Annotated in this window: 23 protein-coding genes, 1 tRNA gene and 1 rRNA gene; 14 read left to right on the top strand and 11 right to left on the bottom strand. The window is 69.4% G+C overall.

The features are described 5' to 3' along the window. The first annotated feature begins 8 nt into the window (after positions 1–8). The 4 genes from rrf (at position 9) to HQ312_RS10815 (ending at position 2884) form a co-directional block, all read left to right on the top strand. Positions 9–125: ribosomal RNA gene (gene rrf / locus HQ312_RS10830) — 5S ribosomal RNA — on the top strand. Between the two features lie 128 nt (positions 126–253). After that, the gene (locus HQ312_RS10825) at positions 254–1804 is read left to right on the top strand and encodes an adenylate/guanylate cyclase domain-containing protein (RefSeq protein WP_027505474.1); all 1551 of its coding nucleotides are present in this window, start codon (positions 254–256) and stop codon (positions 1802–1804) included. Between the two features lie 31 nt (positions 1805–1835). Beyond that, positions 1836–2540, top strand: a complete 705-nt coding sequence (nucS, locus tag HQ312_RS10820; RefSeq protein WP_027505475.1) for an endonuclease NucS — start codon at positions 1836–1838, stop codon at positions 2538–2540. A gap of 23 nt (positions 2541–2563) precedes the next feature. After that, a complete protein-coding gene (locus tag HQ312_RS10815) occupies positions 2564–2884 on the top strand; it encodes an ATP/GTP-binding protein (RefSeq protein ID WP_082544702.1) in 321 nt (106 codons plus the stop codon). Between the two features lie 3 nt (positions 2885–2887). Here the strand turns inward: HQ312_RS10815 and HQ312_RS10810 are convergent, their stop codons facing one another. Beyond that, positions 2888–3856 (bottom strand): hypothetical protein, encoded by a 969-nt coding sequence (locus HQ312_RS10810; RefSeq protein ID WP_261782190.1) that lies wholly within the window; start codon positions 3854–3856, stop codon positions 2888–2890. 70 nt (positions 3857–3926) lie between these two features. Then, on the bottom strand, positions 3927–4403 hold the full coding sequence (gene mce, locus HQ312_RS10805) for a methylmalonyl-CoA epimerase (RefSeq protein ID WP_027505478.1): 477 nt from the start codon (positions 4401–4403) through the stop codon (positions 3927–3929). 150 nt (positions 4404–4553) lie between these two features. Here mce and HQ312_RS10800 point away from each other — a divergent pair, with 150 nt between their 5' ends. Then, positions 4554–4946 carry a DUF3817 domain-containing protein gene (locus HQ312_RS10800; protein WP_082544701.1) on the top strand — a complete coding sequence of 131 codons (393 nt, stop codon included), beginning with the start codon at positions 4554–4556 and terminating at the stop codon, positions 4944–4946. A 69-nt stretch (positions 4947–5015) separates the two neighbouring features. Further along, positions 5016–5897 (top strand): tetratricopeptide repeat protein, encoded by an 882-nt coding sequence (locus tag HQ312_RS10795; protein WP_056448951.1) that lies wholly within the window; start codon positions 5016–5018, stop codon positions 5895–5897. Here the strand turns inward: HQ312_RS10795 and HQ312_RS10790 are convergent. The 3 genes from HQ312_RS10790 to HQ312_RS10780 are packed head-to-tail and all read right to left on the bottom strand — an operon-like array spanning position 5894 to position 11573. Then, complete coding sequence (locus tag HQ312_RS10790) at positions 5894–7357, bottom strand: metallopeptidase (RefSeq protein WP_261782189.1); 1464 nt, start codon at positions 7355–7357, stop codon at positions 5894–5896. The two genes, HQ312_RS10795 and HQ312_RS10790, sit on opposite strands and share 4 nt — an antisense overlap. Then, positions 7354–9570, bottom strand: coding sequence for a 1,4-alpha-glucan branching protein GlgB (glgB, locus tag HQ312_RS10785; RefSeq protein ID WP_222638584.1), 2217 nt, complete (start codon positions 9568–9570; stop codon positions 7354–7356). The genes HQ312_RS10790 and glgB overlap by 4 nt, the downstream gene beginning before the upstream one ends. Next, complete coding sequence (locus tag HQ312_RS10780; protein WP_222638583.1) at positions 9567–11573, bottom strand: maltotransferase domain-containing protein; 2007 nt, start codon at positions 11571–11573, stop codon at positions 9567–9569. Before HQ312_RS10780 ends, glgB begins: the two co-directional genes overlap by 4 nt. 238 nt (positions 11574–11811) lie before the next feature. Between HQ312_RS10780 and glgP the strand changes: the two genes are divergently transcribed. Further along, positions 11812–14391, top strand: coding sequence for an alpha-glucan family phosphorylase (glgP, locus tag HQ312_RS10775; RefSeq protein WP_056448942.1), 2580 nt, complete (start codon positions 11812–11814; stop codon positions 14389–14391). Between the two features lie 18 nt (positions 14392–14409). On the opposite strand, the gene HQ312_RS10770 is transcribed toward glgP, so the two are convergent. The 3 genes from HQ312_RS10770 to HQ312_RS10760 are packed head-to-tail and all read right to left on the bottom strand — an operon-like array spanning position 14410 to position 18356. Beyond that, entirely contained in the window at positions 14410–16467 is a 2058-nt protein-coding gene (locus HQ312_RS10770; RefSeq protein WP_308123869.1) for an ATP-dependent DNA helicase, read from the bottom strand. Between the two features lie 42 nt (positions 16468–16509). After that, the gene (locus HQ312_RS10765) at positions 16510–17064 is read right to left on the bottom strand and encodes an isochorismatase family protein (protein WP_056448937.1); all 555 of its coding nucleotides are present in this window, start codon (positions 17062–17064) and stop codon (positions 16510–16512) included. 2 nt (positions 17065–17066) lie between these two features. Continuing rightward, the gene (locus HQ312_RS10760) at positions 17067–18356 is read right to left on the bottom strand and encodes a nicotinate phosphoribosyltransferase (RefSeq protein WP_308123868.1); all 1290 of its coding nucleotides are present in this window, start codon (positions 18354–18356) and stop codon (positions 17067–17069) included. Positions 18357–18416: 60 nt separating this feature from the next. Between HQ312_RS10760 and clpS the strand changes: the two genes are divergently transcribed. The 7 genes from clpS to rdgB all read left to right on the top strand — a co-directional run bounded on the left by clpS (position 18417) and on the right by rdgB (position 23404). After that, complete coding sequence (gene clpS, locus HQ312_RS10755; protein WP_027505488.1) at positions 18417–18728, top strand: ATP-dependent Clp protease adapter ClpS; 312 nt, start codon at positions 18417–18419, stop codon at positions 18726–18728. A 42-nt stretch (positions 18729–18770) separates the two neighbouring features. Further along, positions 18771–19355, top strand: coding sequence for a DUF2017 domain-containing protein (locus HQ312_RS10750; protein WP_056448931.1), 585 nt, complete (start codon positions 18771–18773; stop codon positions 19353–19355). Continuing rightward, positions 19355–20413 (top strand): P1 family peptidase, encoded by a 1059-nt coding sequence (locus tag HQ312_RS10745; RefSeq protein ID WP_222638581.1) that lies wholly within the window; start codon positions 19355–19357, stop codon positions 20411–20413. Before HQ312_RS10750 ends, HQ312_RS10745 begins: the two co-directional genes overlap by 1 nt. Positions 20414–20480: 67 nt before the next feature. Next, a complete protein-coding gene (locus HQ312_RS10740; RefSeq protein WP_056448929.1) occupies positions 20481–21125 on the top strand; it encodes a rhomboid family intramembrane serine protease in 645 nt (214 codons plus the stop codon). Positions 21126–21216: 91 nt separating this feature from the next. After that, positions 21217–21975 carry a cyclic nucleotide-degrading phosphodiesterase gene (locus tag HQ312_RS10735; protein WP_037185729.1) on the top strand — a complete coding sequence of 253 codons (759 nt, stop codon included), beginning with the start codon at positions 21217–21219 and terminating at the stop codon, positions 21973–21975. Between the two features lie 72 nt (positions 21976–22047). Further along, positions 22048–22800 carry a ribonuclease PH gene (gene rph, locus HQ312_RS10730; protein WP_027505493.1) on the top strand — a complete coding sequence of 251 codons (753 nt, stop codon included), beginning with the start codon at positions 22048–22050 and terminating at the stop codon, positions 22798–22800. After that, complete coding sequence (gene rdgB / locus HQ312_RS10725) at positions 22793–23404, top strand: RdgB/HAM1 family non-canonical purine NTP pyrophosphatase (protein WP_307108515.1); 612 nt, start codon at positions 22793–22795, stop codon at positions 23402–23404. Before rph ends, rdgB begins: the two co-directional genes overlap by 8 nt. Here the strand turns inward: rdgB and HQ312_RS10720 are convergent. From HQ312_RS10720 to HQ312_RS10710, 3 genes are all read right to left on the bottom strand, one after another. Further along, the gene (locus tag HQ312_RS10720) at positions 23394–23708 is read right to left on the bottom strand and encodes a DUF3817 domain-containing protein (protein WP_373425275.1); all 315 of its coding nucleotides are present in this window, start codon (positions 23706–23708) and stop codon (positions 23394–23396) included. The genes rdgB and HQ312_RS10720 overlap by 11 nt on opposite strands. 59 nt (positions 23709–23767) lie before the next feature. After that, positions 23768–24181 (bottom strand): transcriptional regulator, encoded by a 414-nt coding sequence (locus HQ312_RS10715; RefSeq protein ID WP_222638579.1) that lies wholly within the window; start codon positions 24179–24181, stop codon positions 23768–23770. 73 nt (positions 24182–24254) lie between these two features. After that, a tRNA-Leu gene (locus HQ312_RS10710) sits at positions 24255–24336 on the bottom strand.

Below are 24336 nucleotides of genomic sequence, written 5' to 3'. Positions count from 1 at the left end.
CACAGAGTTTCGGTGGCCATAGCGGAGGGGAAACGCCCGGACCCATTCCGAACCCGGAAGCTAAGCCCTCCAGCGCCGATGGTACTGCACCCGACAGGGTGTGGGAGAGTAGGACACCGCCGAACAACCCTTCCCAGAAAGCCCCCCGACCACCGGTCGGGGGGCTTTCTGCATTCACGGGTATCGGTGTCCGGACACAGTCCGATCAAGCAGAGTCCCGTCCTACGCGCGCCGGGATAGTCTCGTATCCACCATGCCGCAGAAACCACGACGCTCGATATCGCCTCTGGGCTCCCCGCTGCTCGGGCACACCGAGGAATCACCGCGTCGCCGGCGTATCCGGGTGCAGATTCTGCTCACCGTCTTCCTGCTGGGCGCCAACGCGATCGGCGCCGTCATCGTGGGTGCACTCATCAGCGTGGTCGTGCCGGGGCCGGACGTCGTCACGCCCCGTGAGTACTGGTGGGTGAACTTCATCCTCATCCCGTGCTACCTCGTGGTCGCGTTCCTCATCGGAGTGGGGTGGGGAACCAAGCGGACCGTCAAGGGACTGCGCTGGGCCATCGAGGACCGCGTGCCCACCCGCAAGGAACAGAAGCGCACGCTGGCGATGCCGTGGCGGCTCACCCGGTTGCAGATCGGCCTCTGGATCGGCGGGCTCGTCATCGTCACGACGGCCGACGGCATCATCGATCCCAACTCCATCCCCAAGGTCGCGTTCACCATCGCGTTCGGTGGTGCGACCGTCTGCGCGTTCAGCTACCTGCTGACGGAGTTCGCTCTGCGCCCGGCGGCGGCGCGTGCTCTCGAGGCCGGCGATCTCCGCCGTATCCGTATCGCCGGGGTGATGGGGCGCTCCATCCTCTCGTGGCTCCTGGGTACCGGCGTCCCCGTGGCGGGACTCATGGTCATCGCCATCGCCTCGTTCATCCGCGATGACACCACCGCCGACCAGTTCGCGGTCGCCATCCTCGCGCTCGGCGGCATCACGTTCCTGTTCGGCTTCGCGCTGACGCTGCTCGGCGGTCTGGCGACGACGGCGCCCATCGACAACGTGCGCTCGGCGATGGTCGAGATCGAACGCGGCAACCTCGACGCACGGGTGTCCGTCTACGACGGCACTGAGCTCGGCGAACTGCAGAGCGGCTTCAACCGCATGGCCGAGGGCCTCGCCGAGCGGGACAAGATCCGGGACCTGTTCGGTCGCCACGTCGGCATGGAGGTCGCCGAGGCCGCGTTGAAGAGCAATCCCGAGCTCGGCGGCGAGGAGCGCGACATCGCCGTCTTCTTCATCGACCTGATCGGATCCACGGAGCTGGCGGCCTCCCAACCCCCGGCGCAGGTGGTGGATCTGTTGAACCGCTTCTTCGACGTGGTGGTCGACGAGGTGGACAAGCATCACGGCTTCGTCAACAAGTTCGAGGGCGATGCGGCGCTGGCCATCTTCGGTGCTCCCGGCGATCTCGACGATCACTGCGGGGAGGCCCTCAGCGCGGCTCGCGCCATCATGCGGCGACTCGAGAACGAGGTCCCGGACTGCCAGGCAGCCATCGGTATCGCGTCCGGGCGAGCCGTCGCGGGCAACATCGGTGCGAAGCAGCGATTCGAGTACACGGTCATCGGTGATCCGGTGAACGAGGCGGCCCGGTTGTCCGAGCTCGCCAAGTCTGCGGATGGGCGTCTGGTGGCGTCGGCACGCACGGTGGAGCACGCCCACAATCAGTCGAGTGACGAGTGGTCGTTCGGCAAGAGCGTGACGTTACGGGGGCGGTCGGAGGAGACGCAGCTCGCGACCCCTGCCTGACGGCGGCCCACACGGTCGATAGGGTGGCCCGGTGCGTCTGGTCATTGCTCGGTGTCAGGTCGACTACGTCGGTCGGTTGACGGCCCATCTGCCGTGGGCGAAGCGTCTACTGCTCGTCAAGTCCGACGGATCGGTGAGCGTCCACGCGGACGATCGGGCGTACAAGCCGCTCAACTGGATGACGCCGCCGTGCTGGCTGGTCGAGAACCCTGCAGAGGCTCTCCCTGCCGACGGCGACGTCGTGCCCGCGGACCGACAGCTGTGGGTCGTGACCAACAAGGCCGGCGAGGAACTGCGCATCACGATCGAGGACATCGAACTCGACAGCAGCCACGAGCTGGGTGTCGATCCGGGTCTGACCAAGGACGGCGTCGAGTCCCATCTGCAGGAACTGCTCGCCGAGCACGTGCACACGCTCGGTGACGGGTACACCCTGGTACGCCGGGAGTACCCGACGGCGATCGGACCCGTGGACCTTCTGTGCCGCGCCGAGGACGGTGCGACGGTCGCGGTGGAGATCAAGCGTCGAGGAGACATCGACGGTGTCGAGCAGCTGACTCGCTATCTCGAACTCCTGAACCGTGATCCACTGCTGGCTCCGGTGCGGGGCGTGTTCGCGGCCCAGCAGATCAAGCCGCAGGCGAAGACGCTCGCGGAGGATCGCGGGATTCGTTGCCTCACACTGGACTACGACTCGCTCCGCGGAATCGAATCGTCCGCGTTCACGCTCTTCTGACGCGGTCGCCTACCATCGGTCGAGTGCCGAGACGCAACAACCAACGAGCCGGCCGGTCGGGCCGACCGGGGCGACCCGCGCCGACGTTCGGTGACGCCACGGCGCGAGTGGAGCGCGGCCCGTCCTTCGACGGCGACGAGGAGTACGTCGTGCGCCCGATTCCCGGCGCTCGTGCGACCAAGACCTATCGGTGCCCCGGCTGCGACCACGAGATCATGCCCGGTGTGGCGCACGTGGTCGTCTGGCCCGCCGAGAAACTCGGCGGACCCGACGACAGGCGGCACTGGCACACGGGTTGCTGGTCCGGCCGCGGTACCCGCGGGCTCACCCGCAGGTGGTCCTGACCCTCAGGACTGGGTCGAGCTCGACTGGCCGTTCGAGGAGCGCTCGCTCGACGTCTCGGCCGGTGCCTCGTCGAGGAGTGACTCGTCGATCTCGAGATCGTCCGGCGCCAACGGTGCGTCGAGCAGTTCGCTCTCCCGGTTGACCGAGGCGAGCATGGCCGGCACGGAATCGAGTTGGCCGCGGATGCCGAGCAGCTGAGCGAGCACCCGGCCACGCAGGACTCGCAGTTCCTCGGCGAGCTCCTTGGCGTGAGCGATGCGGCGCTCCGACTGCTCGGTGGCGGCCTGGAGCCGACGCTTGGCCTCGGCGGTGGCATCGGCGAGCCGACGATCCGCCTCGGCCTTGGAGTCGGCTTCGAGCTCGTCGACGGCGTTCATCACCTTGGTGCGGCGATCGGCCATCGTGATCTCGAAGTCCTCCTGCACCGCGGCGCGCTTCTTCTCGGCCTCGGCGGCGAGGCGATCACGCTCGGCCTGCGCCTCCTCGACGATGCGGGCGGCGGCTGTGCGCGCCTCGGCCATGGTCTGCTCGTGCTCGGTCTCGAGTGCGGACCGTCGGTCCTTCAGCTCGGCCACCAGGCCCTCGTACTCGCCGCGCATGCGGGTGGCGTCCTGCTCGGCCACGGACACGAGTTCGGCAGCGTCGGCCTCGGCCTTGGCGCGCACCTCGGACGCCTCGTCCGAGGCGAGTCGCAGCATGCGAGAGATGCGATCGCTCATGCCCTCGGCGGTGGTCGGGGGGACCGACAGCCGATCGATGTCCTTACGGAGATCGTCGATCTCGTCGCGGGCGTCCTCGAGCTGGACCGCGAGATCGCGGGCCTGCGCGGCCGCCGCGTCGCGATCGGTCGCGATGACGCGGAGCTCGGCATCGAACCGCTCGAAGTACCGCTGGACCTCGTCCTTGTCGTACCCCTTGCGGACCACGCTGAAGGGCAGGGAGCTGCTACCGCTGACGTTCTCTGGTGCCATGCGGACAACCTACCGTCACGCGCCCCGTTTCGGCCGTCGGGTGCTGATCACGACGGGTTCCGGGGAAGGGTCAGCTCGCGGCGGGCTCGACCAGCTCGACGAGGACACCGCCGGCGTCCTTGGGGTGCACGAAATTGATCCGGGAATCGGCGGTACCGCGGCGGGGAGCGTCGTACAGCAACCGGGCACCACGCTCGCGGAGGAACGCCGCGGTCTCCTCGACGTCGCGGACGCGGAAGGCGAGCTGCTGCAGGCCGGGACCGTTCCGGTCGAGGAACTTGGCGATGGTCGACGTCTCGTCGAGGGGAGCGAGGAGCTGGATCTGCGCGGCGCCGTCGGCGGCACCGGGAACGGAGATCATCGCCTCGACGACACCCTGGCTCTCGTTGACCTCGCGGTGGGTCACCGTCATCCCGAAGTGGTCCCGGTAGAACTCGAGGGCGACGTCGAGGTCGGCCACTGCGATCCCCACGTGGTCGATGGCCGTCACGAGGCCTGCCGTCACCGCGTCCGCGGTCGCCGTCGTGTGCTCGTCGGTGGTCGTCATACTTTGACGTTAGACCTTTTTTCCGGCAGTTCGGGCGTGGTCTGGGTCACAATCGATCGTCGGCATCGCTGGACGACCGCCAACTCTGTGTGGCCAAGGCGACGCCGCCGATGGTCGAGGACCGTTCACCGACTGCGGCAGAATGGACACATGGCCGACAACCAGCTCTCCAGCACCGCACCTGCCGCGTCCTCCACGGTCTCGCAGCCGCCGATCGTGCGGTGGTTCCGCGTCGTGGCGGTCGCGGAAGCCGTCACCTGGGTCGCGCTGCTCATCGGCATGGCCGTCAAGTACGTCCCCGACCCCAACATCGACAGTGGTGTCCGGATCCCGGGCATGCTGCACGGCGCGGTCTTCGTCCTGTACCTCGTGATCACCGTGCTGACCGCCCTCGCGTTGCGGTGGAGCAAGGGCGTCACGGTGCTCGCGCTCCTCGCGAGCATCCCGCCCTTCGGCACCATCGTCTTCGAGGTGTGGGCGTCGAGGACCGGACGTCTGGTTCGATCGGCCGGAGCCGCATCGCCGCGGGCCGCGGCGGAGTGACAAAATAACCTCGTGACTCGACCCGGATCTCGCCCACCAGTACGTCCGTCGGCCGCGGCAGCCGCCGCCATGTCCGGCGCGGTCGACCTCTCGGCGCTCAAGGCCAAGGCGCAGGCCGCGTCCGCGCCGCCGTCTCCCACCGCCGCCAACGGTCTCGCGGTCTCCGTCACGGTGACGGAGGTGGACTTCGAGGCCGAGGTGTTGGTGCGCTCGAGCCAGGTCCCCGTGATAGTCAATCTGCTGTCGCCGCGCTCCCCACAGTCGCTGCAGCTGACGCAGTCCCTCGAGGCCCTCGCGGTCGAGGGTGACGGCGCCTGGGTGCTCGCCAACGTCGACGTCGACGTCAATCCGCGCATCGCGCAGGCCTTCGGCGTGCAGGCTGTTCCCACGCTGGTCGCCGTCGCAGCAGGCCAGCCTCTCGCGGATCTGCAGGGCCTGCAGCCCGAGGAGAGCCTGCGTGAGTGGTTGGCGGCCATCGCCCGCGCCGTCGAGGGGAAGCTGACCGGTGTCCCGAACGCCGACGAACCGGCCCCCGAGCCCGAGGACCCGCGCTTCGACGCAGCCGAGGCCGCGCTCGCCGAGGGTGACCTCGCGGGTGCCGAGGCGGCCTTCCAGGAGATCGTCGACGCCGAGCCGGCCAACAAGCAGGCACTGAACGGCGTGCGTCAGGTCCGATTCCTGGCACGCGTCCAGGGGCTGCCGGACGACATCGTCGAGCAGGCCGACGCGGCGCCGGACGACGTCGATCTCGGTCTCCAGGCGGCCGACGCGTTGCTGTATCAGCAGCGGACCGAGGACTCGTTCGCTCGTGTCGTGGAGTTGGTCCGGCGCACGCGCGAGGACGACCGCGCCCGTGCTCGCGCCCGGTTGCTGGAATTGTTCGAGCTCTTCGACCCGGCGGATCCGCTGGTGGTCACCGCTCGACGCAAGCTGGCGTCCGCCCTCTACTAGGAGTAGCGGCCGTCGCACGCCTCCCGGCCGCCCAGCACGCCCCAGCGGAATGCGTCGACGCGCGCGAAGCCGCTGGGGACCGTGCGACCGTCCACGTCGCTCGCGGCGAGCCCGTCCGACAACAGACCCGACACCGCCTCGTCGAGGTCGCCCGGTGACAGTGTCACCGTCGACCTCTGCGCCGCGGCCGTGTCGGAGGGACTCAGCGCTGCGGTGACCACTCCCGACAGGCACGCCGACCGGAGCGCGGCTCGGGCGTCCGTCAGGCCCTGGCCGGCCTCGTTCTGCACGGCCAGCACGTACCGGGAGACGAAGAGGACATAGGCGCCGTAGTCACCGGTGACGTCGAGCGGCACGATGTCGTCCTCGCTCACCTCGGTGGGACGTCCGCGATCGGCCAGCGCGTCGACCGAGATACCGATCGTGTTCGTGGAGGGGCAGTAGGAGACCGGTTCGGTGGTGAGCGCGTCCGCGCACCCGGTGTCGGCGCCGGAGTAGTCGACCGTCGGGGGATCCGCGGTGGGCATCACCTGTTCGAACGTCGCGGCGAACTGCTCGAGCGAGTCCTGCGTGACGGGGAGCTCGCCGGTGTCGAGAGGGCTGTCGAACTGTTGGGGAAGGGTCGAGCGCCGCGACTCGACCTCCTTCTCGTCGATGCGCGTGCAGGCCCCGGCGCCGTCGGTGAAGCCGATCTGGGCGGCGGTGACTCGTTCGAACGCGGAGCCGTGCACCGAGTCGGGATCACCGGGGTCGACGTCGCGGACGGCCACGGTGGCCGCGAGGACGTCGTTCAACCCGTCCGAGGTGTCGAGCGTGAAGTGGGTCGAGTCGCCCTCGGCGACATGGCGCATGAAGGCGCCCGCGAAGCAGTCTGCTTGTTGCTCGGCGACGATGGTCGGGTCGTCGTCCCCGACGAGGCCGGACTGCGTCTGCACGGCGTGGCCGTACTCGTGGGCGAGCACCATGACCACTGACATGGGTCCGAACGCGTCGATCATGGCCGGCATGAGCAGCCCGCGGTCCCAGCCGATGCTGTCGTCGAGCGAGCAGTATCCGGCGTTGGCGAGTCCGTCCGTCGGTTCGCTGCAGAAGAGCGGACCCTCGCCGGCGGCGGCGGTGGCGTCCCAGGACACCAGGGACCGGACGGGCTGGAAGGACCCGCGGAACAGCGTCGAGTACGTGGTGCGCCAGAACTTCTGGATGTCGTCCACGGCGTCCGTCGCCAGCAGGTCGACGTCGGTTCCGGCGGCGCCGTCGACGTCGAGCTGGGCATGGGAGACACCGGGTCTGGGGCCGGACGGGCCGTCCGTGACGGGGAGACCGGCGACGGTGAAGGGATCGTCGTAGATGGAGACGGGGGAGCCCGTCACCACCGCGCCACATGATGTCAGCACGGTGGTGACGGCGAGTGCGAGGAGGCTCGCGGACCAGCCGAACCGGACGCGGGCCCCGCGCATCATCTCTCCAGTCTGAGCCAGATCGCTCCGTAGGGCGGAAGGGCGACCCGAGCGGATGCCGGACGACCGTGCCACGAGTGCTCGGTCGCGGTGACCTCACCGAGGTTGCCCACACCCGAACCGCCGTAGACCTCCGCGTCGGTGTTGAGGATCTCGACCCACCGGCCCGGCTCGGGTAATCCAACACGATAATCGCCGTGCGGGGAACCGGAGAAGTTGAACAGGCAGGCCGTGACGGAGCCGTCGTCGCCGAAGCGCAGGAAGCTCAGCACGTTGTTCGCGGTGTCGTTGGCGTCGATCCACGAGAAGCCGCTGGGCGAGCCGTCCTGTGTCCAGAACTCCGGGCCCGCGACGTACGTGCGGTTGAGGTCGCCGACCAGTTGCTGCACACCGCGGTGCAGCGAGCCGCTTCCCTCGTCGCCGATCTCCCACCAGTCGAGACCGCGCTCGTCGGACCACTCGGCCGTCTGGCCGAACTCCTGGCCCATGAACAGCAGTTGCTTGCCGGGATGCGCCCACATGTAGGCGAGCATGCCGCGCAGACCCGCGGCCTTCGCCCAGTCGTCACCCGGCATGCGGGACCAGAGCGTGCCCTTCCCGTGCACGACCTCGTCGTGGCTGATGGGCAGCACGAAGTTCTCGCTCCAGGCGTAGACCAGGGAGAACGTGACCTCGTGGTGGTGGTACGCGCGGTGGATCGGATCGCGCCCGATGTATCCGAGCGTGTCGTGCATCCAGCCCATGTTCCACTTCATGGAGAAGCCGAGGCCGCCCACGCTGGTGGGACGCGTGACGCCGGGCCACGAGGTCGACTCCTCGGCCACGGTGACGACGCCGCGGTGCAGCTTGTGCACGGTCGCGTTCATCTCCTGCAGGAACGCCACGGCCTCGAGATTCTCGCGACCGCCGTAGATGTTGGGGCTCCACCCACCCTCGGGGCGCGAGTAGTCCAGGTAGAGCATCGACGCGACCGCGTCGACGCGGAGCCCGTCGATGTGGAACTCCTCGATCCAGTACAGCGCGTTGGCGACGAGGAAGTTGCGCACCTCGGTACGACCGAAGTCGAAGACGTAGGTGCCCCAGTCCAACTGCTCGCCGCGCTGCGGGTCGCCGTGCTCGTAGAGCGGGGAGCCGTCGAACCGCGCGAGGGCCCAGTCGTCCTTGGGGAAGTGCGCCGGGACCCAGTCGACGATGACGCCGATGCCGTCACGGTGCAGGAGGTCGACGAAGGCGCGGAAGTCGTCGGGGGAGCCGAAGCGCGACGTCGGTGCGTAGTACGAGGTGACCTGGTATCCCCACGATCCACCGAAGGGGTGTTCGGCGACGGGCAGCAGCTCGACGTGGGTGAAGCCGGTCTCGCGTACGTGAGCCGAGAGCTGTTCCGCCAGTTCGCGATAGTTCAGTCCGGGGCGCCAGGAGGCGAGATGCACCTCGTACACGCTCATCGGCGCCCGGTGCGGTTCCAGCTCGGCGCGGGCGGTGATCCAGTCACTGTCCGACCACTCGTACGACGACTGGTTCACGACCGACGCCGTCGACGGCGGGACCTCGGTGGCGAAGGCCATCGGGTCGGCCTTGTCCTTCACCGAGCCGTCCTTGCCGTGCACCCGGAACTTGTACAGCGTGCCGGCGCCGATGTCGGGGACGAACAGCTCCCACACACCGGTGGTGCCGAGCACGCGCATCGGCCAGGTCTGTCCGCCCCAGCCGTCGAACTCGCCGACGACGGTGACGCCGACGGCGCCCGGGGCCCACACCGCGAACGAGGTGCCGTTCACAGGTCCGTCGGGCGTGGTGTAGCTCTGCAGATGCGCTCCGAGGATGTCCCAGAGTCGTTCGTGGCGCCCCTCTCCGAAGAGATGGAGATCGAGCTCGCCGAGGGTCGGCAGGAAGCGGTAGCCGTCGGCGACGGTCACCTGGTGACCGCCCGGGTACTCGACGCGGAGCCGGTAGTCCGCGAGGTCCTCCACCGGCACCAGGGCCGAGAACACGCCGTGCGCGACGTGTGTGAGCTCGTGGTCCTTCCCGCCGATGACCGCGGTGACGCTGAGAGCGTTGGGACGCAACGCCCGGATGGCGGTGCCGCCCGGCATCGGGTGCGCGCCGAGAACGGAGTGGGGGTCGTGGTGCTGCCCGCGGGCGAGCAGCGAGAGGTCGTGATCACCGGGAGCGGCGAGGGTGTCCGTGCTCGCGCCGGGGGTGGTGCGTTCCGTCATGAGATCTCCTTCCGGAAGGCGAGTTCGGTGCGGGCGGGGAACGGGACGGGCGGCAGCGCCAGGATGTGGGCGACCGACCGCCACGGCTCGAGCTTGACGTAGTTGGCCTGGCCCCACTGGAACTGCTGACCGCTCACCTCGTCGGTGACCGTCAGGTGCTCCTGCCAGTCGCGGCCGATCTGCGGCATGTCGAGCCAGACGGTGCCTTCCTCGGCGCCGAACGGGTTCAGGTTGATCACGACCAGCACCGCGTCACCGGTCACCGCGTCGAACTTCGAGTAGGCGATGATCGCGTCGTTGTCGACGTGGTGGAAGTGGATGTTGCGCAACTGCTGCAACGCCGGGTGCGCCTTGCGGACGGCGTTGAGCATGGTCAACCACGGCTCGAGCGATTCGCCGCGAGCCCGTGCGCCCTCGAAGTCGCGGGGGCGCAACTCGAATTTCTCTGTGTCGAGGTACTCCTCGCTGCCCTCGCGCACCGGAACGTGTTCGTAGAGTTCGTATCCCGAGTACACGCCCCACGTGGGGGACAGGGTGGCGGCGAGAGCGGCACGCAGCGCGAACATGCCGGGGCCGCCCTTCTGCAGGCTCTCGTGGAGGATGTCCGGCGTGTTGACGAACAGGTTGGGTCGACCCAGATCGGCCTTGGCGGCGATCTCCTGTCCGAACTCCGTGAGCTCCCACTTGGCCGTGCGCCACGTGAAGTACGTGTAGGACTGCGTGAAACCGCGTCGCGCAAGACCGTAGAGCCGCGCGGGACGCGTGAACGCCTCGGCGAGGAAGAGCACGTCGGGGTGCGTCTTCTTGACCTCGGCGATGAGCCACTCCCAGAAGTCCGGTGGCTTGGTGTGCGGATTGTCGACCCGGAAGATCTTGACTCCCTGGCTGATCCAGAAATTGACGACGCGCAGCACCTCCGCGTAGATGCCCTTGCGATCGTTGTCGAAGTTGACCGGGTAGATGTCCTGGTACTTCTTGGGCGGGTTCTCCGCGTAGGCGATGGTGCCGTCGGGGAGCACGGTGAACCAGTCGGGATGTGCGGCGGCCCAGGGGTGGTCCGGGGCGCACTGCAGGGCGAGGTCCAGGGCGATCTCGAGGCCGAGCTTGCGCGCGGCCGTGACGAGTGCGCGGAACTCCTTGACCGTCCCCAGCTCGGGATGCACCGCGTCGTGGCCGCCCTCGGACGAGCCGATGGCCCACGGCGAGCCCACGTCGGTGGGTCCCGGAGTCAGAGTGTTGTTGCGGCCCTTGCGATTCACCTTGCCGATCGGATGGATCGGCGGGAAGTAGACGACGTCGAAGCCCATGGCCGCCACGCGGGGGAGCGCGCCGATGGTGGTCTCGAACGTGCCGTGGCGAGGAGTGCCGTCCTCGTTCCAGCCGCCCGTGGAGCGGGGGAAGAGCTCGTACCACGATCCGACGAGTGCCTCGCGGCGGTCGACCCAGACGTTGATCGCCTCGCCGCGCGTCACCAGCTCGCGCAGCGGCGTCTCGTGCAGGATCTCGCGCACCTCGGGCGTGAACGCCGGTGCGACGCGTGACGGCAGCGGTGCGTCGCTCCGCAGCGCCGTCACGACGTTCTCGAGCAGTGGCTTCTCCGAGCGACCGACGTTCTTCGCGGCGCGTTCGAACAGGCGTGCGCCGGTCTCGAGATCGTTGGCCAGTTCGGCCGGCCCCTGGCCCACGCCGAGTTTCGCCTCGACCGCATGCATCCAGGTGGCGATCGGATCACCCCAGCCCTCGATGCGGGCGATCCAGAAGCCTTCGGCGTCGGGAGTGAACACACCGTGGAAGATGTCCGGCTGCTCGCCGGGGACCATCGGGATGTGGACCGACTTGCCCTGGCCGGGCCCGCGAACCGCCAACGTCGCGTTGACGGCGTCGTGCCCCTCGCGCCACACCGCGGCCGTGATCGGGAATGTCTCTCCCACAACGGCCTTGGCGGGATACTTACCGGACGATGTGTTGGGTAGTACGTCGTCGATGCCGATACGGCCTGTCACCGAAGCCCCTTTTCTGCTGGTTGTCGCAGTTCTGTCGATGTCGGGTTGTCGGGCTGAGCTCGAAGTCAACCGTAGACGAGATGCCCCGGTCTTTCTCGAAACCGACCGAGAGCACCGACGCGACCTGCGGACGAGGCACGCGGCAGTCTCGGACGCCACCGGGAGAAGTACCCGAACGGCTCCTCGGCAAACGCGGAACCACGGTGCGCGGCGGTCGCCCGCAGTAGTCTTCGGAATCGTGAAAGCACTCCGCAGATTCACCGTCCGCGCGCAGCTCCCGGCCCGACTCTCCGGACTCGCCGAACTGTCCGTCAACCTGCGATGGTCGTGGCATCCGCCGACCCTGGAGCTGTTCGAGAGCATCGATCCGGACCTGTGGGTCAGTGGTGACCGCGATCCGGTGCGCATCCTCGGCGAGGTGCGCTCGTCCCGCCTCGAGGACCTGGCGAACGACGACGCGTTCGTGCAGCGCGTGGATGATCTCGTCGCCGATCTGCACCTCTACCTGGCGCAACCCCGATGGTTCCAGCAGCAGGTCGACTCCGGTGCGGATCTGCCGGTGGGCATCGCGTACTTCTCGATGGAGTTCGGCGTCTCCGAGGTGCTGCCCAACTACTCCGGCGGTCTCGGCATCCTCGCCGGCGATCACCTCAAGGCCGCGTCCGATCTGGGGTTGCCCCTCATCGGCGTGGGCCTGCTGTACCGCTCCGGGTACTTTCGCCAGTCGCTGACGGCCGACGGCTGGCAGGCCGAGCGGTATCCGTCCCTCGACCCGCAGGGTCTGCCGCTGCGACTGCTCACCGACGAGTCCGATTCCCCGGTGCTCGTCCACGTCGCGATGCCGGGCGACCGCGTGCTGCGCGCGCGTATCTGGATCGCCCAGGTCGGACGCATCCCGCTGCTGCTGCTGGACTCCGACATCGCCGACAACGATCCCGAGCTGCGCGGCGTGACCGATCGCCTCTACGGCGGCGATCAGGACCACCGGGTGAAGCAGGAGATCCTGGCCGGGGTCGGCGGCGTCCGCGCCGTGCGCGCCTACACCGAGTACCACTCGCTTCCCGCGCCCAGCGTCTTCCACATGAACGAGGGCCACGCCGGCTTCCTCGGTCTCGAGCGCATCCGTGAACTGCACGCGGGCGGGCTGGACTTCGATTCCGCGCTCGCCGCGGTGCGAGCGTCCACCGTCTTCACGACGCACACTCCCGTGCCCGCCGGTATCGACCGCTTCCCCGCGGATCTGGTGCGCCTCTACTTCGGCGACGGCACGGCGGAGTCGTCGCTGCTGCCCGGCATCGAGATGGAACGCATCCTCGAACTCGGCCGCGAGAGCGACCCCGCGGTGTTCAACATGGCCCACATGGGGCTGCGGTCGGCGCAGCGCGCGAACGGAGTCTCCAAGCTCCACGGCATCGTCAGTCGCGGCATGTTCGACGAACTCTGGCCCGGATTCGACGCGTCCGACGTCCCCATCGGCTCGGTCACCAACGGCGTGCACGCACCGACGTGGGCGTCGCAGCGGTGGCTCGACCTCGCGGCGCGCACGGTGGGAACCCGCACGATGGAGGAGGCGCAGGGCTGGGAGCAGCTGGCCGAGGTCTCCGCATCGGACCTGTGGGAGACGCGTTCGGCGCTGCGGTCCGATCTGGTCGCGGAAGTGCGCCGCCGCGTGCGCCACTCGGCCCTCGAGCGCGGGTCCACCGACGCCGAACTCGCGTGGACGGACGACGTGTTCGACCCGTCGGTGCTCACGGTCGGATTCGCGCGCCGTGTCCCCACCTACAAGCGACTGACGTTGATGCTGCGGCAACCGGAGCGCCTGCGCGCCATGCTGCTCGATCCGGTCCGCCCGGTACAGCTGGTGGTGGCCGGCAAGTCGCACCCCGCCGACGACGGTGGCAAGGCCCTGATCCAGCAGATCGTGCGATTCGCCGATCAGCACGACGTTCGGCACCGTATCGTCTTCCTGCCCGACTACGACATGTCGATGGCCCGCTACCTCTACTGGGGATGCGACGTCTGGCTCAACAACCCGTTGCGGCCGCTCGAGGCGTGCGGCACCTCGGGCATGAAGTCCGCTCTCAACGGTGGACTGAACCTCTCCATCCGGGACGGATGGTGGGACGAGATGTACGACGGGGAGAACGGCTGGGCCATCCCCACCGCCGACGGCGTCGTCGACGAGAACCGCCGCGACGATCTCGAGGCCGCGGCGCTGTACGAGTTGCTCGAGAAGTCGGTGCTCCCCAAATTCTACGACCGGGGCGACGACGGGTTGCCGGCGCGCTGGGTCGAGATGGTGCGGCACACCCTCACGGTCACGGGCCCGAAGGTGTTGGCGTCCAGGATGGTTCGCGACTACACGCAGCAGTACTACGGTCCCGCCACCCGGGCGGGTGCGGCGGCGATCTCCGACGACTACGCCGGTGCGAAGGCCATGGCCGACTATCGGCGCCGCGTCGATGCGGCGTGGCCCGCGGTCACGGTGACCGACGTCGAGGCGGACGGGCTGCCGGACACCCCGGTGTTGGGTTCGACACTCACCCTGTCCGCGACGGTGGGGCTCGGCGGACTCGGCCCGTCGGACGTGTCCGTGCAGGCCGTGTTCGGCCACGTCGATCAGGACGAGCAGCTCGGCGACGTCGTGACGGTCCCGATGCTGCACCAGGGATCGGCCGCGGGCGGCGAGCGGTTCCTCGCCGACACGACGCTGCCGCTCTCCGGGTCGGTCGGATACACGGTGCGGGTCCTGCCGCACCATCCGCTGCTCGCGGGAGACGCCGAGCTCGGTCGGGTGGCGGGCCCGTCCCCGATGTAGGTCCCTGCGGGTCCAGGTTCAGGTCTGGGTGGCGGTGAGGCGCGTCAGCGCCTTGCGCACGATCTCCGGGTCCGTCGTCTCCCAGAACGGTGGGAGCGACGCCCGGAGGTAGCCGCCGTATCGCGCCGTGGCCAGTCGGGAGTCGAGCACGGCGACGACGCCCTTGTCGTCGACGCTGCGGAGCAGTCGGCCGACACCCTGGGCCAGCAGTAGCGCCGCGTGGTTCGCGGCGACGGCGAGGAACCCGTTGCCTCCGCGCGACTCGACGGCGCGCTGCCGCGCCACCAGCAGCGGATCGTCGGGTCGCGGGAACGGGATGCGGTCGACGATCACGAGGGTCAGTGACCGACCGGGGACGTCGACGCCCTGCCACAGGGAGAGCGTGCCGAACAGTGACGTGGCCTCGTCCTGCGCGAAGCGGTCGACCAGGGCGCCGGTGGCATCGTCGCCCTGGCACAGCACGGGGGTGTCCAGCCGTTCGCGCATCTCGGCCGCCGCGGCCTTCGCCGCCCGCATCGACGAGAACAGGCCCAGAGTGCGGCCACCCGCGGCGCGCACGAGCCCCGCTATCTCGTCGAGCTGACTCGGCGACGTACCGTCGCGCCCCGGTGCGGTGAGGTGCTTGGCGATGTAGAGGATGCCGGCCCTGCCGTGGTCGAACGGCGATCCCACGTCGAGCGAGTTCCACCGGAACGTGTCCGCGTCGGACGGTGCCTCGGTGCCGGTCGCGAGGGCCGCGTCGACGCGGGTGGGGTTGGCGGCCGGCAGACCCCAGTTGACGGCGAGACCGTCGAACGAGCCGCCCACGGTGAGCGTCGCGGAGGTGAGGACCACGGTCGACTCCGCGAACAGCCGGGTCCGGAGCAGTCCGCCGACGGACAGCGGTGCCACCCGGACCACCCGCTTCACGACGCCGCGGAACTCGTCGACGGCCAACCACACCACGTCCCGCCGCTTCGCGGGATCGCTCTCCTCGTACGTCTCGAGAATGCGCACCGCGGTGTCGTGCACGTCGTCGATGGCGGCGAGAGCCGCGGTCCGCGCGGCCGCCGCGTCGGGGTCCGCGGCGGCGCCGCCCTGCTTGGCCGGCCCGATGGCCGTGCGCACGGCCCACGCGGCGTCGCGGATGCTCGCGATCGTCTGGGACGCGCCGGGGGGCAACTCCTCCCAGCGTCCGCCCTCGAGTTCGTCGAGCAACGCGGCGAAACCCTCTGCGGCGCCGGCCAGTCGGTCGAGGATCTCGTCCTCCACGAGCTTCCCGCAGCGACGCATGGCGGCGCCGACCGCGGTCGCGGACATCTCCGCCGTCGCCGCGGACGTCACCCGGTCCACGAGCTCGTGCGCCTCGTCCACCACGACGACGTCGTGTTCGGGCAGCACCGAGATGCCGGTGATGGCGTCGATGGCGAGCATCGCGTGATTGGTGACCACGACGTCGGCGCGCGCCGCATCCACCCGGGCGAGCTCGGCGAAGCAGTCCTCGCCGTAGGGGCAGCGCGACTTCCCCAGACACTCGCGGGAGGTCACGCTCATCTGCCGCCAGGCCTGATCGGACACGCCCGGGTTCAGCTCGTCGCGGTCACCGGTCTCGGTGTCCGAGGACCACTCGGTGATGCGCTTGACCTCACGGCCGAGCCGCGACACGGCGAAGGCGTCGAACAGTTCCTCCTCCGGGGCGTCGGACGGTGCGCCGTGCAGTTTGTTGAGGCACAGGTAGTTGCCACGGCCCTTGAGGATCGCGAATGTCGGTTCGTGCGCGAGGGCCGTGGTGAGAGCCTTCGACAGACGCGGCAGGTCGCGGTCGACCAGCTGACGCTGCAGCGCGATGGTCGCCGTGGACACGACGACGGTCTTCCCCGACGTCACGGCGTGCCGCAGCGACGGAACCAGGTACGCGAGCGACTTGCCGGTGCCGGTGCCCGCCTGCACCGCGAGGTGCTCGCCGGTGTCGATGCTGTGCGCGACGGCCGAGGCCATGGTGAGCTGGGCCGTGCGCTCGGTGCCGCCGAGCGCCGTCACCGCGGTGCTGAGCAGACTCGGAACGGTGGGCAACTCGGACTTCGACTTCGGCGGCACCGTGCGAGGTTACGCCGGTGTGCCGACGCGTCGGGCTCTCGGTCAGCGGTCGGCGTGTACACCCTCGTCGGCGAGTTCGGCGAGAACTGCCGGCACCGTCGTGGGGCTCACCGCGGCGCAGTAGTCCAGCAGCACCGTCGTCTCGAAGCCGGCGCGCGCGGCGTCGCGGGCCGTGGCGCGGACGCAGTGATCGGTGGCCAGGCCGACGACGTGGACGGCGTCGATGTTCCGAGCGCGGAGCCACTCCGCGAGGCCTGTGCCGGACTCGTCGGCACCCTCGAAACCGGAGTAGGCCGCGTCGTACTCGCCCTTCGAGAAGACTGCCTCGATCGGGGTGAGGTCGAGATCGGGGTGGAAGTCGCAGCCGGGTGTGCCGACGACGCAGTGCCGCGGCCAGCTGTCGACGTAGTCCGGGGTCTCGGAGAAGTGGGCGCCGGGGTCGATGTGGTGATCACGTGTCGCGACGACGGCGTCGTAGCTCGCGCCGGCGACGAGCGTGCTGACGGCGGCGGCGACTCGCGCCCCGCCTTCGACGGCCAGCGAGCCGCCCTCACAGAAATCGTTCTGGACGTCGACGACGACGAGTGCGGTGGCCACGGTCAGGAGAATACCGTCGGCACGGCCGGATCTCCCTGGGACAGACCGAGTCCCTCCCAGGGCAGTGATCGCAGGCCCTCCGCGACCAGCGTGCGTGCGTCCTCGACCGTGGCGGTGTGCACGATCTCGCCGCCGCGCACCATGGGTACGGACAGCTCCCGCACCGTGTACGGATCGGTCGCGGGCAACGGCGCGCCGGCCTTCGTCACCAGCTCCTCGACGACGGTGCCCGTGCTGCGGGCCAGGCGGACGGCGCGCTTGCGTCCACCGCGCGACTCCTTGTGCGAACTGCGCTTGGCCACGGGGATGCCGTCGACCTCGACCAGTTTGTAGACCATGCCGGCGGTCGGTGCGCCCGATCCCGTGACGACGGACGTGCCGACGCCGTAGGTGTCCACGGGCTCGGCCCGCAGCGAGGCGATGGCGTACTCGTCCAGATCGCCCGAGACGACGATGCGGGTGCGCGTGGCGCCGAGGTCGTCGAGCTGCCGACGGACCTGCCGCGCCAGGACACCGAGATCGCCCGAGTCGATGCGCACGCCGCCGAGCTCGGGCCCGGCCACCTCGATGGCCGTCGCGACGCCGGCGGTGATGTCGTAGGTGTCCACCAACAGCGTGGTGCCCACACCGAGGGCGGCGATCTGCGAGCGGAACGCCACGGCCTCGTCCGGCCCGTCGACGCCCGTGTGCAGCAGCGTGAAGGCGTGCGCACTGGTTCCGGCGCCCGGAATGCCGTGGCGGCGGACCGCTTCGAGGTTGGACGTGGCCGCGAAACCGCAGATGTACGCGACGCGCGACGAGGCCACCGCCGCTTCCTCGTGGGCGCGTCGAGAACCCATCTCGATGAGCGGCCGGCCGTCGGACGCGGAGACCATGCGGGTGGCCGCGGCGGCGATGGCGCTGTCGTGGTTGTAGATCGACAGTGCGAGCGTCTCGAGGATCACGCACTCGGCGAAGGTGCCGCGCACGGACAGAACGGGGGAGCCGGGGAAGAACAATTCGCCCTCGCGGTAACCGTCGATGTCTCCGCCGAACCGGTAGCTCCGGAGCCAGTCGAGGGTGTCCGCCTCGAGGAACGACAACGACGCGAGTTCGTCCTCGCCGAAGCGGAAGTCGCGCAGAGCATCGAGGAAGCGGCCCGTGCCTGCGACGACGCCGTACCGCCGCCCGTCGGGAAGCCGCCGGGCGAACACCTCGAAGGTGCAGGCGCGATGCGCCGAACCGTCGCGGAGGGCGGCCGACAGCATGGTCAGCTCGTACTGATCGGTGAACAGCGCAGTGGAGGTCACCACTGCACCCTAGAGCGGTCACCGTGTCACGGGGCGACCGATGTACGCCGTATCCTGGGCGGCATGGCTTCGGATCTCACCGCGACACTTCCGCAGGCCACGCCCGACGAGGCTGTGGAGGTGTCCGAGGACACCGCGACGGACACACCCTGGGTCACCATCGTCTGGGACGACCCGGTCAACCTGATGCACTACGTCACCTACGTCTTCCAGAAGCTGTTCGGCTACAGCAAGGACAAGGCGACGGAGCTGATGATGCAGGTGCACTCGGAAGGCAAGGCGGTCGTCTCGAGCGGGCCCCGCGACAAGATGGAGATCGACGTGCAGAAGCTGCACGCGGCGGGCCTGTGGGCCACCATGCAGCACGACGTCTGACTCTCGAACACTCGTCTCACCCACTCTGGAAGGACCGTCGTCGTGCGCATGTGGACCCGGAAGAACGCGCTGGGCGGCGTCAAGTTCAAGTCGGAGATGGACGGCCGCGAGGTGGCCGTCCTGCGGTCGCTCGTCGAGTCGGTGGTGGGGCTGCTGGAGCGACGGGGCGCCGAGGCGCCGACCGACGACCTGGCCGAGCTCACCGGCATGCGATCCGGCAACACCTCCGCTCCCGAGGACCCCACGCTCGCGCGGTTGCTTCCCGATTTCCACCGGCCCGAGGGCGCAGACACGGCGGAGTCCGACGCGCTCGCCGAGCAGGCCGACCTCAACGGCGCCCTCCGCAGCCTGTACGAGCCGGACATCATCGACATCAAGCGCGCCGCAGGCGCGACCATCCTGTCGACGCTGCCGAACGGCGGCGGCAAGATCGTTCTCACCCGCGAGCAGGCCGACTCCTGGCTGACCGGGCTGAACGACGTCCGGCTGGCCCTCGGCACCACCCTCGGCATCGATGCGGACACCCCCGACCAACTCGAGGAGGACGATCCGCGAGCACCGCACCTGGACGTCTACCACTGGCTCACCTGGATGCAGGACTCGCTGGTCCAGGTACTCATGCCGTGATGCGCGACCTGCTGTCGGACGTCGCCGGACTGACCGTCGGACACCACCACGTGCTGGATCCCGAGGTCACGCTGTCCGACGAGCACCACGACGGCGTCGGACGCGCGACCGGCTGCACCGTCGTCATGACGGACGCGCCGGTCACCGCGGCCGTCGATGTCCGCGGCGGCGGGCCCGGTACCCGCGAGACCGACCTGCTGGATCCGTCCCACGCCGTGCAGCAGATCGACGCGGTGCTGCTGACAGGCGGTTCCGCCTACGGTCTCGCGGCGGCGGACGGAGTCATGCGCCACCTCGAGGAGCATCGGCGCGGCGTGCGGATGGGCCGAGACGACCGTGTCGTCCCGATCGTGCCGGGCGCCGTGATCTTCGATCTACCTATGGGGGACTGGTCCGTGCGACCGGACGCGGAGTTCGGACGAGCAGCTGCGGCAACCGCGTCCGCCGACTTCGCGCTCGGATGCGTCGGCGCGGGGACGGGCGCGCGCGCCGGGCTCCTGAAAGGCGGCGTCGGCAGCGCGTCGACACGGATCGAGACCGGCGCCGCGGCGGGTCTGGTGGTCAGCGCGTTGATGGTCGTCAATCCCGTCGGATCGGTCTTCGACCCCGCGACGGGTGTCCTGTGGAGTGCGTCGTCCGTCCCGGAGGTGGGCCTGCGAATCCCGAGTGCGGACGACGTGCGGGCGGCCGCCGAGCTCGCGCCGAAGGACACCTCCCTCAACACGACCATCGGCGTCGTCGCCACGGACGCGCAGCTCACCGAGTCGGAGTGCCGGCGGGTGGCCGTCGCCGCACACGACGGGCTCGCACGCGCGATCCGACCGGCCCACTCGCCGCTGGACGGCGACACGATCTTCGCCATCGCGACGGGACGGGCGGCCGCCCGCCCCGCCGAGGTGGACATGCCGATGATGATGCCCGATCTGGCCGTGCTCGACGGAGTGTGCGCGGCGGTCGCCCCGGTGGTCGAGCGCGCCATCGCGCGGGCGATCCTCGCCGCGACGGCGGTGGCCGGGGTTCCCGCCTATCGGGACGTGTTCCCGAGTTCCGGCGCGTGAGCCCGACCCGCACTCTCGAGTATCGTCGAAACCGGACATCACCTCTCGCCTCACGATCGGGAACGCCATGACCCTCGGAACCTCCGGCGCGCAGCCGGCCACGCAGCCGCGACGCTCGCGCTGGGCGAGCGCCGCCATGGTGATCGGTGGCTTCGTCGCCGTTCTGTACGTCATCGAGGCGGTGGACGTGGCGTCCGGTCTCGCCCTCGACCGGCACGGCATCGGCCCCCGATCGGTCGACGGTCTCCAGGGCGTCGCCTTCGCCCCTCTGCTCCACCACGGGTGGGACCACCTGTTCGCCAACACCGTTCCGCTGCTGGTGTTGGGATTCGTGCTGATGCTCTCGGGCATCGCGCGCGGTCTGGCCGTCACCGCGGTGGTGTGGATCGTGGGTGGGCTGGGCACCTGGCTGACGGGCGAGACCGCGTCCCTGCACGTCGGCGCCTCGATCATCGTGTTCGGGTGGTTGTCCTACCTCATCGTGCGCGGCGTCTTCGCCCGCGATCTCGGGCAGTTGCTCGTCGGGGTCCTGGTGCTGCTCGTCTACGGCAGCGCGTTGTGGGGGGTGCTCCCGACGCAGGAGGACGTGTCGTGGCAGGGCCACCTGTTCGGCGCACTCGCGGGAGTACTGGCGGCCTGGATGTTCGCCGGTGCCGCACGTCGGCAACGCGCCGCGCGCACGCTCCCGCCGTCGCCCACCCTGCACCGGTGACAGGAGCCGTGCGCACCCTTCGGACATCTCACGACACGGTGTGTCGCCGAACTCTCTCGGACCTCTCACCGCGCGTGGCAGCATGACACCCATGCGTCTCACGGTTCTGGGTTGTTCGGGCAGTGTCTCGGGTCCGGACTCGCCGGCATCGGGATATCTCATCGAGGCGCCCGACACCGCTCCGCTCGTCATGGACTTCGGGCCCGGTGTTCTCGGTGCCCTGCAGAAGTACGTGAACCCCGCCGACGTGCACGTGCTGCTGTCGCACCTGCACGCCGATCACTGCCTCGACGTCCCCGGACTGCTGGTCTGGCGCCGGTACGGCCCCACTGCGGTGGAGGGCCGTGCCGTGGTCCTCGGGCCGTCGGACATGGCGTTCCGTCTGGGCGTGGCGTCCGCGGAGAGCGGTGGCCGGATCGACGACATGTCGGACACCCTCGATCTGCGGTACCTCCGAGACGGTTCCGTGGTGACGTTCGGTGCGCTGACCATCGAGCCGCGACGCGTGTACCACCCGCCGGAGTCCTACGGCATGCGCATCACCACCGAGAGTGGAACCGTCCTGGCTTACACCGGGGACACCGGAATGTGCGACGCGGTGGTCGAACTGTCGACCGGGGCCGACGTGCTCCTGGCCGAGGCGTCGTGGACACACGCCGCGGATCGCCCTCAGGGCGTACACCTCTCGGGTACCGAGGCCGGCCGGCTGGCGGCCATGGCGGAGGTCTCGGAACTGCTGCTCACCCACATCCCGCCGTGGACGTCACGCGAGGACGTCGTCGCGGAGGCGAAGGCCGAGTTCGGTGGTCCGGTGCATGCCGTCTCACCCGGCTACGTCGTCGAGGTCTGACCGCTCGCACGTCCCTCGGGGCGCGGCAGTCCGTCCCCGGGCCGTGTCGGCGACCCGACTAGGGTGGCAGGCGTGTCCACACGTGAAGACGGCAGAGCAGACGACGAACTCCGCACCATCACCATCACCCGCGGTTTCACCTCGCACCCGGCAGGATCGGTGCTGGTCGAGTTCGGCAACACCCGGGTGATGTGCACCGCCAGCGTGGAGGAGGGGGTGCCGCGGTGGCGCAAGGGATCCGGGCTCGGCTGGCTCACCGCCGAGTACGCCATGCTTCCCGGCGCGACGCACACCCGCAACAGCCGCGAATCGGTGAAGGGCAAGGTCAGCGGACGCACGTCCGAGATCAGCCGACTCATCGGGCGCTCGCTGCGGGCCTGCATCGATCTCGCCGCTCTCGGTGAGAACACCATCGCCCTCGACTGCGACGTGCTGCAGGCCGACGGCGGGACGCGCACCGCGGCGATCACGGGTGCCTTCGTGGCACTGTCCGATGCAGTCACCTATCTCGCGGCTCACGGCAAGCTCGCCGATCCGCAGCCCATCTCCTGCGCCATCGCTGCCGTGTCGGTCGGCGTGGTGGACGGCCGCGTCCGGTTGGACCTGCCGTACGAGGAGGACTCCCGCGCCGAGGTGGACATGAACGTCGTGGCCACCGACACCGGAACACTCGTCGAGATCCAGGGCACCGGCGAGGGCGCGACCTTCCCGCGGTCCACCCTCGACGCCATGCTCGACAATGCCCTCGCCGGCTGCGAGCGCATCTTCGCGATCCAGAAGGAGGCTCTCGCGGCCCCTTACCCCGGTGAGCTGCCCGGTGCCTGACGTACGGCTCCTCGTCGCCAGCCGCAACGCGAAGAAGCTCGCCGAACTGCGGCGGGTGCTCGATGCCGCGCAGGTCGGCGGCGTGGAACTGGTGGGGCTCGACGAGGTCGCCGAGTACCCGGAGACTCCCGAGACCGGGGCGACCTTCGAGGAGAACGCTCTGATCAAGGCTCGGGACGGCGCTGCCGCGACCGGGATGCCTTGTGTGGCAGATGATTCGGGGATCGCGATCGACGCACTGAACGATATGCCCGGAGTGCTGTCGGCGCGATGGTCGGGGCAGCACGGGCAGGACGAGGCGAACACCGCGCTGGTGCTGGCGCAACTGGCCGACGTGCCGGACGAGCGGCGCGGTGCGGCGTTCGTCTCCGCCTGCGCGCTGGTGCTGCCGGACGGACGTGAGCACGTGGTCCGCGGCGAGTGGCGGGGGAGTGTGTCGAGAACCCGTGCCGGAAGCGGTGGATTCGGTTACGACCCGATCTTCGTTCCGGACGGTGCCGGGCAGTCCGCTGCCGAGATGACGCCTGCGGAGAAGGACGCGTCGTCCCATCGCGGCGTCGCGCTGCGCCGGTTGCTCCCGGAGATCACCGCGCTCACGCAGTAGGTCGGACGGCGAAGTCCCGCTTCACCTGCTGGGTGCGGCGGTGCTCGATGACGAACGACAGGAACGGCACGGTGCCGGCGAGGAGCGTGCCGATGGTGCGGCCGACGGGCCAGCGCACCTTCACGGCGAGGTCGAGCGTGACGATCAGGTACGCGAAGTAGACCCAGCCGTGCACGATCGCGATCCACCCGGGCAGGTTCTCGACGCCGAAGACGTACTTGGCCACCATCTCCGCGGTCAGCACCAGCAGCCATACACCGGTGGCGTAGGCGAGAACGCGATAGCGCAGAAGCGCGGGCTCGATCCGCCGGTCGGTCGGCCGACCCCCGGTGCTTCGAGCGGCGGGACGAGGTTCTGCGGTGCTCACGAAGTGCTCCTGTCGTTCTCGCGGCCGGCGTCCAACTCCGCGAGATAGCTGTTGTACTCCCGCAGTTGACGAGTCTCCTCGTCGTCGGCAGTGTCGTCGGGCAGGCGGGTCGTCCGAGCTGTCGGGCGCTGCGGGAGGAGATCGGTGGGGATCTCGGTGATCACCGTGGACTCCACCGGTTCGTCCACGGTGTCCTCGAGTTGGACGAACCGTCGGTAGGCGAACACGACGAAGGCGGCGAAGAGGGGCCACTGGAAGGCGTAGCCGAGATTCTGACCCGTGCCGGACGACGATTCGAATCGTTCCCACTGCCAGTACCCGAGCGCCAGGCATCCGCAGGCAGCGACGATGACCAGCACGATGAGTGCTGGTCGGCGCGTCCTGGAGGTGGTGTCCCGGCTCTGATCCACACCACGACGGTACCGGACCGCGCACGGTCAACGACACCGCGTCGTAGGGGTCGTGGTGGGACTCACCTGCTCGTGCGCGAGGGGGGACTTGAACCCCCACGTCCTGAGACACCAGGACCTAAACCTGGCGCGTCTGCCAATTCCGCCACTCGCGC

Origin of the sequence: Rhodococcus sp. BP-316 (assembly GCF_019836105.1) — a bacterium.
In the GTDB taxonomy this organism is placed as follows: Bacteria; Actinomycetota; Actinomycetes; order Mycobacteriales; family Mycobacteriaceae; genus Rhodococcoides.
The sequence above is the reverse complement of the archived record's forward strand: the minus strand, read 5'-3'. Positions and strand labels throughout refer to the sequence as shown.